This is a genomic window from Mesonia sp. K7 (genome assembly GCF_003233725.1).
Classification (GTDB): Bacteria; Bacteroidota; Bacteroidia; order Flavobacteriales; family Flavobacteriaceae; genus Mesonia.
This window is the reverse complement of sequence record NZ_QKQV01000002.1, coordinates 110222-124890: the sequence shown is the minus strand read 5'-3', so window position 1 is coordinate 124890 and position 14669 is coordinate 110222. Positions and strand designations below refer to the sequence as shown.

Here is a 14669-nt window from a genome sequence, read left to right as displayed (position 1 = left end):
TTGGTGTTTATAGTTGTGTTAAAAAGTTGACGGTATCTACTCCGTCGGCATAATCGTTGAGTTTTGGTTGTTGGGTTTCCCCAAATTTAATGTGATTGGTATCTAGGTTAGAAACGATGCATTGTATTTTTTCTTGTTGTAAGTCCAATTTTTCGTTTAACTCTTTTTGGTTATCGTAATATTCATAAAAGAGAGAAGCAATAGGAGAGGCAAAATTTTCATCTTCTTTTAAAACAATAAAATCGTTATCGAGAATCTGAAACTTGCTCATCAGGTACACCGCTTTGTTATAGTCGTAATTATTGGCATATTTGTGATGATTAATAACTTCTTTCCAGTTGTATAGTGCTTGGAAGATTTTTTGTATGTCATAGCCTTTTGGAAGGTAAATTTTAGAAACATTACGACAACCCAAACCAAAATATCTAAAAATATCGTCACTCAATTTTTCTAAATCTTCTGTTGAATCGTTTTCAGAAATAATGGCAACAGAGTTTCTGTTTTTGCGAATGATATTGGGCTTTTTACTAAAATAATACTCGAAATAACGAGCGGTATTATCACTTCCTGTGGCGATCACCACATCAAAATCTTCTAATTTTTCTTTGGTGAAAGTGATGCGATTTTTAAAACGCGGTTCGATAGTTTGTAAGACTTTTATCAAAAAAGGCAACAAAATTTGAGCATTGGAAGATTGCTTGATAAGTGTTTGATGACCACTGATTAAAACCGAAAGCAAATCGTGAAAACCTACTAAAGGAATATTTCCCGCCATAATGATGGCCACCTTTTTAGAAGATAATTTCTCAGAAATAGAATAATTAGAAAGCCAATGAGTTAAGTTTTCTTCTGTTAGCGCATTTGCCCATTGCTGTATCGAAAAGCTGATGTTCTCTGGCGTAAACCAACCATTTTGTAAATGATGCGTTTCGATTTTTTGGCTGAGTTCCGGAAAAAATTCCGCGTAAGCGTAAGAAGTGTTTTTATTTAAAAAAGCAGTTAGAAAGTCGCCTAATTTTGAGAAAGCAATAATTCTTTCTTTTACGGTCATCTTTACAAAATTGATAAATTATTTACAGCTACAAATTTAATGATATTAACCTAAACAAAAAGGTAAATTAGAAGCATTAACAAATTAAAATCTTATTTGGTATTGTTTGCAATTGACTGTATTTTTGCGTAAGATTAGAAAAAAGAGTTATGGCAATTATAATCACAGATGAATGTATTAACTGCGGAGCTTGCGAACCAGAATGTCCGAATACCGCAATTTACGAAGGGGCAGACGATTGGCGTTATGCAGACGGAACCGACTTGGAAGGCGATATTATTTTGCCTAATGGGAAATCTGCCAACTCAGAAGAAGCGCAAGAACCTATAAGTGACGAGTATTACTACATTGTTCCTGATAAATGTACCGAATGTAAAGGTTTTCACGAAGAGCCACAATGTGCTGCAGTTTGCCCTGTAGATTGTTGTGTGCCTGATGATGACCATGTCGAGAGCGAAGAAGAATTGCTGAAGAAGCAATCTTTTATGCATCACGAATAAAAAAATCCGCTCGAAAGCGGATTTTTCCATTAGGGGTAACCTAACTAAAGTTATTGTTTCATAACTTTTACTTCTCTAGTTTTTGTTGTTCCGTCGTTGCGACGAATCATATATTTCTTTAAAATTACATCGTCTGCTTTAGGGTCATAAGTGCCCACCACAAAGTTTCCATCTTCGTCAAAATAACCTGCAGAATCATAATTGGCAGTGTGTAAAACATAAACATTTGTGTTTGGAATCTGTCTGATGATACCGTATTGAGCTTTTTCTTTGTTTTTTACATTTAGTCTGGTCATTACATAACCTTTTTCTGTCGGTACAATAGAATAGCCTTCGTCATCTATATAGAAATTCGTAGAAGTAGTAATTTGCATTTCTTTTTTACGGGTTACTGCTTGATTAGTTTCACCAGAATTTTCAACTTCAAGTTTTTCTTTCTCAACTTGGGTTTGTTGTTTTACATCTACCTCTTCTCCTAAGTTAGACTTTACTTTGGTTTTGGTAGTAACAGTTTTCTTTACAGTATCGGTATTTTGTGCATAGCTAAAAAACGTAAAAGTAGAAGCTAATGCTAATAAAAATAATTTTTTCATGGATAAAGATTTTTTTGTTTTGATAAAGTTAAACTACTTACTTGTTAAAAAGTAATAAGATAAATCTAATTTTTACTTAAAAAGTAATTTAACAAATCGTAGAAAAATCTTGGTTTTTCACTAAATTTGCAACCAATTTTTTAGAAAATACAACTATGAAAGCTGGAATAGTAGGATTGCCTAACGTAGGAAAATCAACACTTTTTAACTGTTTGTCGAATGCTAAAGCCCAAAGTGCAAATTTCCCATTTTGTACGATAGAACCCAATATTGGTGTAGTAAATGTACCTGATAAAAGACTCGAAACTTTAGAAACTTTAGTCAACCCAGAGCGTGTGGTTCCGGCAACCGTAGAAATTGTAGATATTGCTGGTTTAGTAAAAGGAGCGAGTAAAGGGGAAGGTTTAGGAAATCAATTTCTTGGAAATATTCGGGAAACCGATGCTATTTTGCACGTATTAAGGTGCTTTGATAACGATAACGTCGTACACGTAGATGGAAGTGTAGATCCAATTCGTGACAAAGAAACCATTGATATCGAGTTGCAGTTGAAAGATTTAGAAACGGTAGAAAAAAAATTAGATAAAGTAAAAAGAGCCGCCAAAACGGGGAATAAGGAAGCTCAAAAAGAAGAAGCGGTTTTATTGAAACTAAAAGCAGGTTTAGAGGAAGGAAAATCGGTAAGAGCTATCGAAATTGGTGAAGAAGACCGAAAAGAATTTGTGAGACCTTTACAATTTATTACCGATAAGCCTGTGCTATATGTCTGTAATGTAGATGAAAAATCGGCTGTTAGCGGTAACACTTATGTGGAAAAGGTAAAAGAAACCGTAAAAGACGAAAATGCAGAAGTATTGGTTTTAGCCGTAGGTACCGAAGCCGATATTACCGAACTGGAAGATTACGAAGAGCGTCAACTGTTTTTAGAGGATTTAGGTTTAGAGGAAGCAGGGGCATCTAAACTGATACGAGCAGCCTATAAACTTTTAGACAGACAGACCTATTTTACTGCAGGTGAGAAAGAAGTGAGGGCTTGGACAATTCCTGTGGGAGCAACAGCTCCACAAGCAGCAGGCGTAATTCACACCGATTTTGAAAAAGGTTTTATTCGCGCCGAAGTTATCAAGTATGACGATTATGTCAACTTAGGCAGCGAAGCCAAAGTAAAAGAAGCAGGAAAACTAAGTGTAGAAGGAAAAGAATACATTGTAAAAGATGGCGATGTAATGCACTTTAGGTTTAATGTCTAAAAACTTATTAGAGTATCAAAAAAGCCGATTTTGTGATAAAATCGGCTTTTTTGGTTTTAAACAAAATCGTTGATGCTATTGTTAATTACTTTCCGGTTTTTAAGTTTCAAATTCCTTGAAAACACGCTATATTAGCCCATATCGCTAATTTTATGGGAGAAACAAAGTACACCGAAGAAAACATCCGTTCGTTAGACTGGAAAGAGCATATTCGTATGCGGCCAGGAATGTACATCGGGAAATTGGGTGACGGTTCGAGTGCAGACGACGGTATTTACATCTTATTGAAAGAAGTGTTAGACAACTCTATCGATGAGTTTGTGATGGGAGCAGGTAAAACCATCGAAGTTTCTATACAAGGTCAACGCGTGATTGTACGTGATTTTGGTCGTGGTATTCCACTAGGGAAAGTCGTAGATGTAGTTTCTAAAATGAATACTGGTGGAAAATACGACACCAAAGCCTTTAAAAAATCGGTCGGATTGAATGGTGTGGGAACCAAAGCGGTGAATGCACTTTCTGCGTATTTTAGGGTAGAATCTACCAGAGATGGGAAATCAGCTTCCGCGGAATTTGAAATAGGAGAGCTGACCAACCAAGAATTGCTCGAAGAAACCTCTCGTAGAAAAGGGACCAAGGTGACATTTGTTCCAGACGAAAAAATCTTTAAAAACTACAAGTTCATCAACGAATATGTAGAAAAAATGTTGAAAAACTATGTCTATCTCAATCCGGGATTGACAATCATGTACAACGGTGAAAAATTCTACTCTGAAGATGGATTAAAAGATTTACTCAATGAAAACATCAACGACGAAGAGCAGCTTTTTCCAGTAATTCACTTGCGTGGCAACGACATCGAAGCAGCCATCACCTACAGTAAAGCACAATATAGTGAAGAGTACCATTCGTTTGTTAATGGACAGCATACGACTCAAGGCGGAACACATCTCAATGCTTTTCGAGAAGCCTTGGTAAAAACCATTCGGGATTATTTTGGTAAGAATTACGATGCAAGTGATATTAGAAAGTCTATTGTTTCTGCGATTAGTATTAAAGTGATGGAACCTGTTTTTGAGAGTCAAACCAAAACTAAATTGGGTTCGACAGATATGGGAGGTGATTTGCCAACGGTAAGAACTTACATCAATGATTTTATAAAAAAAGAATTAGACAATTACCTGCATAAAAATACCGAGGTAGCAGAAAAAATACAACGAAAAATACTCCAAGCAGAAAGAGAGCGTAAAGATCTTTCCGGAATAAGAAAGCTTGCCCGGGAACGAGCTAAAAAAGCGAGTTTACATAACAAAAAACTTAGGGATTGTCGTATTCATTTGGGAGACATCAAAAAAGAAAGAAATCTCGAATCGACCTTATTTATTACTGAGGGTGATTCTGCAAGTGGAAGTATCACTAAATCTCGTGATGTAAATACCCAAGCAGTTTTTTCCTTAAAGGGTAAGCCTTTAAACTCTTATGGGTTAACCAAAAAAATTGTTTATGAAAACGAAGAGTTTAACCTGTTACAAGCGGCTTTAAATATCGAGGATTCCATCGAGGATTTGCGTTACAACAATATTGTGATTGCTACCGATGCCGATGTCGACGGAATGCACATTCGTTTATTATTAATCACGTTCTTTCTACAGTTTTTCCCCGAAGTCATTAAAGAAGGGCATTTATACATTTTGCAAACCCCACTCTTTAGAGTGCGAAATAAAAAAGAAACCATTTATTGTTACTCAGAAACCGAAAAGCAAAACGCCATCAAAAAGTTAGGAGCAAAGCCAGAAATAACTCGATTTAAAGGTCTGGGTGAGATTTCGCCAGACGAATTCAAACATTTTATAGGTGATGATATTCGTTTAGACCCTGTGATGTTAGACAAAGAAACTGGTATTGAAGAATTACTCGATTTTTATATGGGAAAAAATACCTCAGAAAGACAGGATTTTATCATCGAAAACCTAAAAGTAGAGTTGGATGTTGTCGAAGAAGAAGTTTAATTTTTAGAAATAGACCTAATATATTCAATGGATATAGAAGAAAATCAGAATCATCAACCCGGAAATCGCGAAGAGAACCAAGAACAAGAAGTAGTGACCAAGGTCACCGGAATGTACAAAGACTGGTTTTTAGATTATGCTTCTTACGTAATTTTAGAAAGGGCTGTTCCTAATATCGAAGATGGCTTTAAACCTGTTCATCGTCGTATCATGCAAGCCATGAAAGACTTAGATGACGGTCGCTACAATAAAGTTGCCAATATTGTCGGACATACGATGCAATATCATCCGCACGGAGATGCAAGTATTGCCGATGCGATGGTGCAACTGGGCCAAAAAGATTTGCTGATCGATACGCAAGGAAACTGGGGGAATATCTTAACAGGAGATAGAGCTGCAGCTTCGCGTTATATCGAGGCGAGACTGTCAAAATTTGCTTTGGAGGTGGTTTTCAACCCAAAAGTAACCCATTGGCAAGCGTCTTACGACGGAAGAAGAAAAGAACCAATTACGCTTCCTGTAAAGTTCCCGCTATTGTTGGCACAAGGCGTCGAAGGAATTGCCGTTGGTTTAAGCACTAAAATCCTTCCGCATAATTTTATAGAACTTATAGAGGCTTCTATCAAACACCTTCAAGGAAAAAGATTTAAGCTATATCCAGACTTTCCTACAGCAGGGATTATGGATGTAAGCAATTATAATGATGGCCTTCGTGGTGGAAAAATCAGAGTTCGTGCAAAAATAAATCAATTAAATAAAAACACACTGGTTATAAATGAGATACCGTTCTCTACTACAACCTCTACTTTAATAGATTCTATTTTGAAAGCCAACGATAAAGGCAAGATAAAAATCAAGAGTATCGAAGACAATACGGCAGAAAATGTAGAGATACTGGTTCACCTTCCGGGAAATATTTCTCCCGACAAAACGATTGATGCCTTATATGCGTTTACCAACTGTGAAGTTTCTATTTCGCCTCTGAGCTGTGTAATTATCGATAACAAACCCCACTTCTTGGGTATTTCCGAAATCTTAAGATTGAGCACCGACCACACCGTAGAATTGCTCAAAAAAGAATTGGAAATAAAGCTCAACGAACTACAAGAACAATGGCATTTTGCTTCGTTAGAACGCATTTTTATCGAAAATAGGATTTATCGCGATATCGAAGAAGAAGAAACTTGGGAAGGCGTGATCAAGGCAATTGATAAAGGTCTAAAACCACATATCAAACATTTAAAACGGGCGATAACCGAAGAAGATATTGTCCGCTTGACGGAAATTAGAATTAAGCGTATTTCTAAATTCGATATCGATAAAGCCCAACAGAAAATAGAAGCACTCGAAGGCGATATTGCTCAGGTAAAACATCACTTAGAACACCTCATAGAATATGCGATAGATTATTTTAAAACCATCAAGGAAAACCATTCGAAAGGAAAAGAGCGCCTTACAGAAATTAGAATTTTTGATGATATCGAAGCGACGAAGGTAGTGATTAGAAACACAAAGCTTTATGTGAATCGGAAAGAAGGTTTTATCGGGACTTCGCTCAAAAAAGACGAGTATGTAACCGATTGTAGTGATATCGATGATATTATTTGCTTTACGGAAGACGGAATGATGAAGGTGGTAAAAGTAGATTCGAAGGTTTTTATCGGGAAAAACATCATTCACGTTGCCGTTTTCAAGAAGAAAGATAAACGTACCATTTATAACCTGATTTATCGTGACGGAAATGGCGGAAAGTCTTACATCAAACGTTTTGCGGTGACTTCTATCACAAGAGACCGTGAATACAGTGTAGGAAAAGGAAAAGCAGGAACCAAGGTTTTTTATTTTTCTGAAAACCCAAATGGTGAAGCAGAAATTGTGAGCGTTTATTTGCGCCAAATCGGAAATATCAAAAAACTAAAGTTTGATCTAGATTTTGCAGATCAAATGATTAAAGGAAGAAATGCCAAAGGAAATTTAGTGACCAAACACGCGATCAAAAAAATAGAATTAAAAGAAGAAGGTGTTTCTACGCTTAAGCCTCGAAAGATTTGGTTTGACGATACGGTAAGAAGACTTAATGTAGAAGGAAGAGGTGAACTTTTAGGAGAATTTAAAGCCAACGATCGCTTATTGTTGGTAACCCAAGAAGGATTGACAACTACCATAAAACCTGAACTTACCAAGCGTTTTGATGACGAATATATCGTTATAGAACAATGGAACCCTAAAAAACCATTGACAGCAGTTTATTGGGAAGGTGAGAAAGAACGTTATTATGTGAAACGCTTTTTGATCGAAAACCCGGAAAAAGAAGAATTGATTATTACCGAACACCCAAAATCATATCTAGAACTTTTTTCTACCGATTTTATTCCGCAACTAGAAATAGTTTACCGTAAACAGCGTAATAAAGAACAAAAACCAAACGATATTATAAATTTAGAGACGTTTATAAGTGTAAAAGGAATAAAAGCGCAAGGAAATCAGTTGACGACAGAGTCGGTTACTCAACTTAATCTTTTAGAGCCCATAGAACCTGAAATAGAAGAGGAACAAGTAGTTGAAACAGAAGAGGAAGAGAATAAAAGTGATTTCAACGAAAGTGAAAATAATTCTTCTACAACAGAAAATGATGGTCAGAAAGGCACGCAAGGCTCATTATTTGATTAAACGATGATTAGAAATTTTTTTAAAGAATTTAAAGAATTTGCCATCAAAGGTAATATGCTCGATATTGCTGTTGGGGTGATTATTGGTGCAGCTTTCAACAAAGTAATCGACGTATTGGTAAAGCGGGTTTTGATGCCACCTTTGTCGTATATTACCGATGGAATAAATTTTGACTCACGTAAATATGTGTTGCGGGAAGAAGTGCGTGTAAAAGAAGTGATCACCACCGAAGAAATTGCGATTTATTATGGGGATTTCATCACCGTGCTTATCGATTTTTTTATCATTGCCTGTACGGTTTTTATGGTGGTAAAAATTTTCAATAGACTTAGAAAAAAAGCAGAAGATACCAACAATAAAGACGTAGAAACTCCCAAGGATATTCAGCTGCTAAATGATTTAAAGTTGCTGATGAAAGAGCAAAATGAACTGTTGAAAAATAAGAATAAATAAAACTTCTGAAGTGAACTGGATATTATTAATCATCGCAGGCTTGTTTGAAGTGGCATTTGCAGCTTGCTTAGGGAAAGCCAAAGAAGCTACAGGTACTACAACAACGTATTGGTATGTTGGTTTTTTGGTCTGTTTGGCCATAAGTATGTTTTTGTTGGTAAAAGCCACACAAGAATTACCAATAGGTACAGCTTATGCGGTTTGGACAGGTATTGGTGCAGTAGGAACCGTTTTGATAGGGATTTTTGTTTTTAAAGAACCCGCTACTTTTTGGAGGCTATTTTTTATTACTACTTTAATAGCCTCCATTGTAGGTTTAAAAATAGTCTCGAATTGATTTGTATGGCATTATAAAATTTATTTATCAAAACAGACTTTATATATTTTCTTATGCTTCCGAAAATAGAAGTTAATTTTTGAGCGCTAATTAATAATTGATTAGATTATAAACATTTTAAGTTTTTTCATCTTCTACAAACTCAAAAATATCTCCAGGTTGACAGTCTAAGGCTTTACAAATTCCTTCTAGTGTACTAAATCGAATAGCCTTTGCTTTTCCTGTTTTAAGAATTGATAGATTGGATAATGTGATGCCTACTTTTTCAGATAAATCATTTAAAGACATTTTTTGTTTTGCCATCACGACGTCTAAATTTACAATTATTCCCATAGCTTATACAGTTAAATCATTTTCAGATTTAATTTCTATAGCGTTTTTGAGCAATTCTTCTAATGTAGCTGCAAAAACAGTAACAACTGTAGGTGCTGCAATGAGTACCAGCCCTATAAGTATTCCTCCGGGAGCGTCATCTTTTTCAGCCACATAATAGATATAGGGCATACAGAGTAAATAAAAGACACTCAAAACAAGCGCATATATCTTTATTTTTTTTAGAGCTTTAATTGATAATTCTGAAAAGGCAATATTTTTATCTACATATTCCAATAGTTTGAATGCTTGATAAAGTCCCATAAAGAAAGGGATTACAGATAATATTATTGCTAATAAAATAGGTTTGTAAGCACCTACATCATCAGAGGTGATGATAAGGTAGGATAATAGTCCACAAACACCAATCGCCGCAATTGCGATCAACACAATAGTAGCTTTCAAGAATAGGGTAGATCCACGTCGGATTAAATTTGAATTTGTCTTCATTTGATAGGTTTTAAAATTACTCTACAAATATAATTTATTTATTGAAAAACAATAAATAAATATTAAAAAACAATAAATATTTTTTATTTCTAGTTAATTTTATTTTCTGGTATTGTGTCTTTTTTAATTGCATTGTAAATGTAATCAGGTATTTTTTTCTTTGTCTTATTTATCTCATTTTGGAAATGGTTTTTTAAAAACTCTTTTTCCTTATCATTCAGATTATCAAGAATTCCAACTCTGCCATAAAAACTTATATTTTCATCATCTTTATGTACTAAAACGATTAATGGGTATCCCTTTTTTGCTTCAAACATTTCCAAGTCTTTTTCAATTCCAGTTTTTGGATTTGGTCGGTCTAAAAAGTAGGTGAAACTGATATTTTTTTCAGTCGGACTGTCGAAGGGGTCATTTGTCGGATTCGCATAATTAATAATTCCTTGAACTTCATAAAAGTCGGATTCATTAAAGTCCGAATATTCCTTTTCAGATTTACAGGAAATAAGCCCGTAACTTAATACAATTAATATGTTTAGTGTTTTTCTCATATTATTATAGCAGTTTCGTAAAACCGTTAGTGACGGTATTATAGTTCATAAATTTCTTTATCAATACAATTTGTCCTAAATGATAATAACTGTGTTCTATCATTCCATCAATGTTACGCAAATAACTTCCGTATTTTTTCTCAACGAAATCTTCATAAAGCTGTTTCTCACTCAGCCCTTCAATTAGTTCGGCAAGTTTTTCTGTATCATTGTAAAATCTGGTTTGAAATTTCTCCCATTCTGTTTGGGGGTTAATAGAGGGAAAGTCAAAACTATATTTATCTTTAATTTCGAGTTTTCCGGTTGTAAATACGTTTGTTATCCCGGCAATATAATAATGGATATGTTGTGCTAGAACTGAAATTGTATTCAGCGATTGGTATTTTTTGGTTGCCATTTTCCAATCTAAACCCTCCAATTGGTTTTTAAAATTGGTATTTGCAATCCAAGTCCCGTTTAATATTACTTCTCGAAGACGGTTTGCTAGTTGTTTACTCTTTGTCATTTTAAATTCTGTTTAGACATATTTCATCAAAAGGCGCTGCAAATTAGTGATTTCCTTTAGCTAAGCAACTAATCACTTATTATTTAGGTGTTTATAATGTTAAGCAAGGATTTTATTCAGCTGTTGTTCTCAGTTGGGTTTCTTTGTTTACAAAATATCTAATGAAAATTAGCACTAAAATAGGAACAATAATTAATCCGCTCATAAAATTTAGTGATGAAACCCAACCGGTTAATTCGCTTCCGTCTTTTTGAATTAGTAACAAATTGCCTAATGGACCATTTGAAAATATGGTGTTGTAAACAAAATTCCAACCCAAATGAAGTCCAAAAGGTAGCATGATTGATTTTGTTTTTGAAAAAGCCCAAGCCCAAGCATAACCCATAAGGCCAGTTCCGATAAATATTAAAATCATGGCCGTTATGTTACCTAAAACTCCGTATGAGAACCAATGATAAATTCCGAATGCGATTGCAGAAATCAAGGTACTTTTTTTCGAACCTATTTTCTGGATGAGGATATATAACAAGGCTCCACGAAAAATAAGCTCTTCTGTCAATACAGATTTAAAGTCCCACCAAAATGATTTCAGTATCGTTTTGCAGGTAATATCATTATTTAAGGTCCAAGTAGAGGATTTGAGGTATGATTCTAAAAATTGAACAAGAATACAAAGTACGCTAGTGATTAAAAATCCGATTAAGAATTGTTTTAACCTTTTGTTAATAGGAAGAAATCCTAATGCTAAAATATTCTTTTTTTCAATCAGAAATAAAAGCAACCACGAAATGGCAATTGCTACTAAAATCCCTATCATCTATTTGGTTGGTTTATGGTCTGCTATAACCGTCAATTACAAATTTAAAGATAATGTTTTTAGTAAATCAAAGACGTTTGCAATTCTGCCTGATAGCTTGAGCTAGGATGCGGGCGTAGTTTCCGACACGGTAATTGGAGTTATATATTATAGTGTGTTCGTACTTTTTTCTTCATCTAATTGTTTTTCGTATTCCAGGGTACATTTTTCCATTGAAAATAGTACTTTCTTCTTCTGGATGAAAATAATAGATTTTCTTTTTTTTCGAATCTTTTATTACATAGCAATTATCAAATAAGATTATTCCATTGTTTTTATTCCGCCAATATTCCGATTTTGGAAACCATTCTGGGGTAATATCTTTCACTAATTCAATTTGTGAGTGAAAAATTTTAATGTATGTGTTGTCAATATAATGATCCGCTTTAAAAATAGACTTATATCGTTCTTCATCTTTGTAATCAAAAACTCCAAATACGCATTTAGTACCTAAATATGATACATTTTTGATGTTATAAGCATCTGCTTTTATCAATTCGACTGGAAACCAACCCATCAATCTTGTGTTTTCAATCTTACTGAATTCATTATAATTGTTATATTCTTGTAAATAATATCCGTTGTTACAAGACGTAAATAATGATAAAAAGGATATTCCTAAAAGAGGTAAAATTAGATTGAAATTATTTAAGCTCATTAAGCTACTTTTTTATTCTATTATTTTTATAAATGAAGGAAATTTTTCTGAATACACAATATTAATTTTTCTTCCTTTAATTTTATTCACAACAATTCCATTGCCTGTTATTTTAAAGTTTTTACTCTGATTATTATTATCCCAATCTGAATACTCAATTAATAGGCCTTTATTAATTAATTTTTGCCCATTATTAAATTGAATGAGATAGAAGTCTTCCTTTCCAGCTTTAGACAAATCAATTCTAACGAAATCAATTATAATTCCTGTTGTTATTTTTGAGTCAGAATTTATAAAGTAATTTCTCAAATTGTAATTTAAATATTTTCCACTTTTTTCAAGTCCAATCATCATTAAGAGTATTAATCCTAATGAGAAAATATTCTTTAAATAGTATAAAATCCGATTAATAGGCTTTTGCTTGAAGTTTTTAATTGGCTTTCGGTTCCATTTTTCCCATAGAGGAAATAACAAGGTTGAAAGTCCGAGTAAAAATAGAAAGAGTGAACAGTATTTAATAAGTTCCCAATATTCTAGATTATGGTTAAAAAGCGATTTTAAAATAAGTCCAATAACCAATAAAATAACCCCAATAGTAATATTCATTTTTTTCAAAGCAGTAAAATGATCTTTTATAACCGTCAATTACGAATTTAAAGATAGAGCTTTTTAGTGAATTAAAGACGTTTGTACTTCTGCCCCGATAGCTTGAGGGAGGACGCAGTAATTGCGGTTATATATCGTTGTGTGCAGTTTTTCATTCTCCTAAAATTTCTTGATCATAGTTATACTCCGATTCATTTGGAAAAAAACCATTTAAGTCAGGAAATATTAACTGTAAATATTTAAATACCGAATTCTCATAAAATTTAAACGAACTCAATGTGTGTTCAGTCAGTTTATTATTTTCCACTTCAATGAAGTAAACAGGAAAGCGGTCAATTAAATCATTTATTTTTTGATTCAGCGGTACTTTTTTAAATTTAAATCTCTCTGCATAATTCACAATCAATTCAGTAGTGAGTCCATTTGGAAGTCCAGAAATGAAAAGTTCAGGAATCCCAAAACTTTTATAGATACCTGTTGAGTATCCAAAAGGGGTGAATCCAGTTTCCTCCAATACATAAGTAATATGAAATCCAAATTTTTCAATATTTGTATTAACTTTTTTAAAATATTTTTCTTTTCTCTCGTCGGTCATTCTTTAGCTTTCTCTATTTGGCTACAACTTCAGTATCAAAGCCTCTTTACACCGTCGCTTTCTTTCTTAATTTCATATTTAAGAATTCTACAAGAAGCGAAAACGCAATCGCAAAATATAAATAACCCTTAGGAATCGCACCGATATGTTGGTTAAAAATAACCGTTTCCGACAAGTGAGCGGCTTCGGTAATGAGCATAAAACCAATTAAAATCAAGAAAGATAAGGCCAATAACTGCATCGATGGGTGTTTGTTGATAAACTCTCGAATCGGGTTGGCAAAAGCCATCATAATAATAATCGAAACCACTACGGCAATAATCATCAAAATAAGCGCATCATTGTGATTGTCTCCAATTCCGTTGGTCATACCTATTGCGGTTAGAATAGAGTCGATAGAGAAGATAAAATCGATCAAAATAATTTGCCCGATAGCACTCGACAACGAAGTAGAAGCGTTTTTTTTGAGTTCTTTTTCTTCTTGTCCAGGCGTATCTATTTTGTGGTTGATTTCAGAAGTACTCTTGTAGAGGAGAAAAAGACCTCCAGCAAACAAAATCAAGGCTTGCCAACTCATTGCAAAGCTAATCCATGAGTTATTTACTTCCCAAAAAGGTTCTTTAAGACTTACCAACCAAGATACCAAAAACAACAGAATAATACGTTGTACCATGGCGAGAAGAAGTCCCCAATTGGTAGCTTTTTTTTGTTGTTCTTTAGGTAGTTTGTTCGCAATTATAGAGATAAAGACAATATTATCGATACCTAATACGATTTCTAAAAAAGTAAGGGTGAGTAAGGCTACCCAAGCATCTGGAGAGGTTAAAATTTCAAACATTATTTTGTTTTTTTAGCAGTTCCTTTTTGTTTTTTTGTTCCACCAACCATAGAAAACTCAAAAGTATACGTTTCTTTTTCGGTGGTTAATATTTTGATGTGTACGGGTTTTTCTTCGGCTCTGTTTTCTGGATTCAAATTCGTCAAAATATACTCACACTCGTTGATCCAACGTATCGAAGAAGTGTCAACTTTTTGTTGAAAATATTCAATTTCGATACTATCATTTCTGACAAAAGTGGTTTTTGCCAATTCACCATTCAAATAGGTTTCGAACTCAAAAGTACCTGTTTTAAAATGTTCGCAATTGCGTTCTGGGGCATAGCAACTTACAAAAGCGATAAAAACAACAGCGTATAAAATTCTCATCTGTAAAAAA

At 34.0% G+C, this 14669-nt stretch carries 18 protein-coding genes; 6 read left to right on the top strand and 12 right to left on the bottom strand.

Annotated elements, in window-relative coordinates; genetic code table 11:
- Positions 1-7 precede the first annotated feature (7 nt).
- A complete protein-coding gene (locus DNG35_RS02030) occupies positions 8-1051 on the bottom strand; it encodes an acyl-CoA reductase (protein ID WP_111126090.1) in 1044 nt (347 codons plus the stop codon).
- 149 nt (positions 1052-1200) lie between these two features.
- Here DNG35_RS02030 and DNG35_RS02025 point away from each other — a divergent pair, with 149 nt between their 5' ends.
- Entirely contained in the window at positions 1201-1551 is a 351-nt protein-coding gene (locus DNG35_RS02025; protein WP_111126089.1) for a 4Fe-4S dicluster domain-containing protein, read from the top strand.
- Positions 1552-1601: 50 nt separating this feature from the next.
- Here DNG35_RS02025 and DNG35_RS02020 read toward each other — a convergent pair whose 3' ends face one another.
- The gene (locus DNG35_RS02020; RefSeq protein ID WP_111126088.1) at positions 1602-2144 is read right to left on the bottom strand and encodes a hypothetical protein; all 543 of its coding nucleotides are present in this window, start codon (positions 2142-2144) and stop codon (positions 1602-1604) included.
- A gap of 155 nt (positions 2145-2299) precedes the next feature.
- Here DNG35_RS02020 and ychF point away from each other — a divergent pair, with 155 nt between their 5' ends.
- The 5 genes from ychF to DNG35_RS01995 all read left to right on the top strand — a co-directional run bounded on the left by ychF (position 2300) and on the right by DNG35_RS01995 (position 8863).
- On the top strand, positions 2300-3394 hold the full coding sequence (gene ychF, locus DNG35_RS02015) for a redox-regulated ATPase YchF (protein WP_111126087.1): 1095 nt from the start codon (positions 2300-2302) through the stop codon (positions 3392-3394).
- 152 nt (positions 3395-3546) lie between these two features.
- The gene (locus DNG35_RS02010; protein ID WP_111126086.1) at positions 3547-5403 is read left to right on the top strand and encodes a DNA topoisomerase IV subunit B; all 1857 of its coding nucleotides are present in this window, start codon (positions 3547-3549) and stop codon (positions 5401-5403) included.
- Positions 5404-5430: 27 nt separating this feature from the next.
- On the top strand, positions 5431-8073 hold the full coding sequence (locus tag DNG35_RS02005; protein WP_111126085.1) for a DNA gyrase/topoisomerase IV subunit A: 2643 nt from the start codon (positions 5431-5433) through the stop codon (positions 8071-8073).
- Between the two features lie 3 nt (positions 8074-8076).
- Positions 8077-8526, top strand: coding sequence for a large conductance mechanosensitive channel protein MscL (mscL, locus tag DNG35_RS02000; RefSeq protein WP_111126084.1), 450 nt, complete (start codon positions 8077-8079; stop codon positions 8524-8526).
- 10 nt (positions 8527-8536) lie between these two features.
- Entirely contained in the window at positions 8537-8863 is a 327-nt protein-coding gene (locus DNG35_RS01995) for a multidrug efflux SMR transporter (RefSeq protein ID WP_111126083.1), read from the top strand.
- 117 nt (positions 8864-8980) lie between these two features.
- Here the strand turns inward: DNG35_RS01995 and DNG35_RS01990 are convergent, their stop codons facing one another.
- The 10 genes from DNG35_RS01990 to DNG35_RS01945 all read right to left on the bottom strand — a co-directional run bounded on the left by DNG35_RS01990 (position 8981) and on the right by DNG35_RS01945 (position 14659).
- A complete protein-coding gene (locus DNG35_RS01990; protein WP_111126082.1) occupies positions 8981-9196 on the bottom strand; it encodes a helix-turn-helix transcriptional regulator in 216 nt (71 codons plus the stop codon).
- 3 nt (positions 9197-9199) lie between these two features.
- Positions 9200-9685, bottom strand: a complete 486-nt coding sequence (locus DNG35_RS01985) for a DUF2975 domain-containing protein (RefSeq protein ID WP_199489084.1) — start codon at positions 9683-9685, stop codon at positions 9200-9202.
- Between the two features lie 89 nt (positions 9686-9774).
- The gene (locus DNG35_RS01980) at positions 9775-10233 is read right to left on the bottom strand and encodes a hypothetical protein (RefSeq protein WP_111126081.1); all 459 of its coding nucleotides are present in this window, start codon (positions 10231-10233) and stop codon (positions 9775-9777) included.
- 4 nt (positions 10234-10237) lie between these two features.
- Entirely contained in the window at positions 10238-10738 is a 501-nt protein-coding gene (locus tag DNG35_RS01975; RefSeq protein ID WP_111126080.1) for a DUF1572 domain-containing protein, read from the bottom strand.
- A 112-nt stretch (positions 10739-10850) separates the two neighbouring features.
- Positions 10851-11555, bottom strand: a complete 705-nt coding sequence (locus DNG35_RS01970) for a CPBP family intramembrane glutamic endopeptidase (RefSeq protein ID WP_111126079.1) — start codon at positions 11553-11555, stop codon at positions 10851-10853.
- 172 nt (positions 11556-11727) lie between these two features.
- Complete coding sequence (locus DNG35_RS01965) at positions 11728-12252, bottom strand: hypothetical protein (protein WP_111126078.1); 525 nt, start codon at positions 12250-12252, stop codon at positions 11728-11730.
- Positions 12253-12264: 12 nt separating this feature from the next.
- On the bottom strand, positions 12265-12858 hold the full coding sequence (locus DNG35_RS01960) for a hypothetical protein (protein WP_111126077.1): 594 nt from the start codon (positions 12856-12858) through the stop codon (positions 12265-12267).
- 151 nt (positions 12859-13009) lie between these two features.
- The gene (locus DNG35_RS01955; protein ID WP_111126076.1) at positions 13010-13453 is read right to left on the bottom strand and encodes a DUF4262 domain-containing protein; all 444 of its coding nucleotides are present in this window, start codon (positions 13451-13453) and stop codon (positions 13010-13012) included.
- Between the two features lie 46 nt (positions 13454-13499).
- Positions 13500-14291 carry a TerC family protein gene (locus DNG35_RS01950; protein WP_111126075.1) on the bottom strand — a complete coding sequence of 264 codons (792 nt, stop codon included), beginning with the start codon at positions 14289-14291 and terminating at the stop codon, positions 13500-13502.
- On the bottom strand, positions 14291-14659 hold the full coding sequence (locus DNG35_RS01945; protein WP_111126074.1) for a DNA topoisomerase IV: 369 nt from the start codon (positions 14657-14659) through the stop codon (positions 14291-14293). Before DNG35_RS01945 ends, DNG35_RS01950 begins: the two co-directional genes overlap by 1 nt.
- Positions 14660-14669 lie beyond the last annotated feature (10 nt).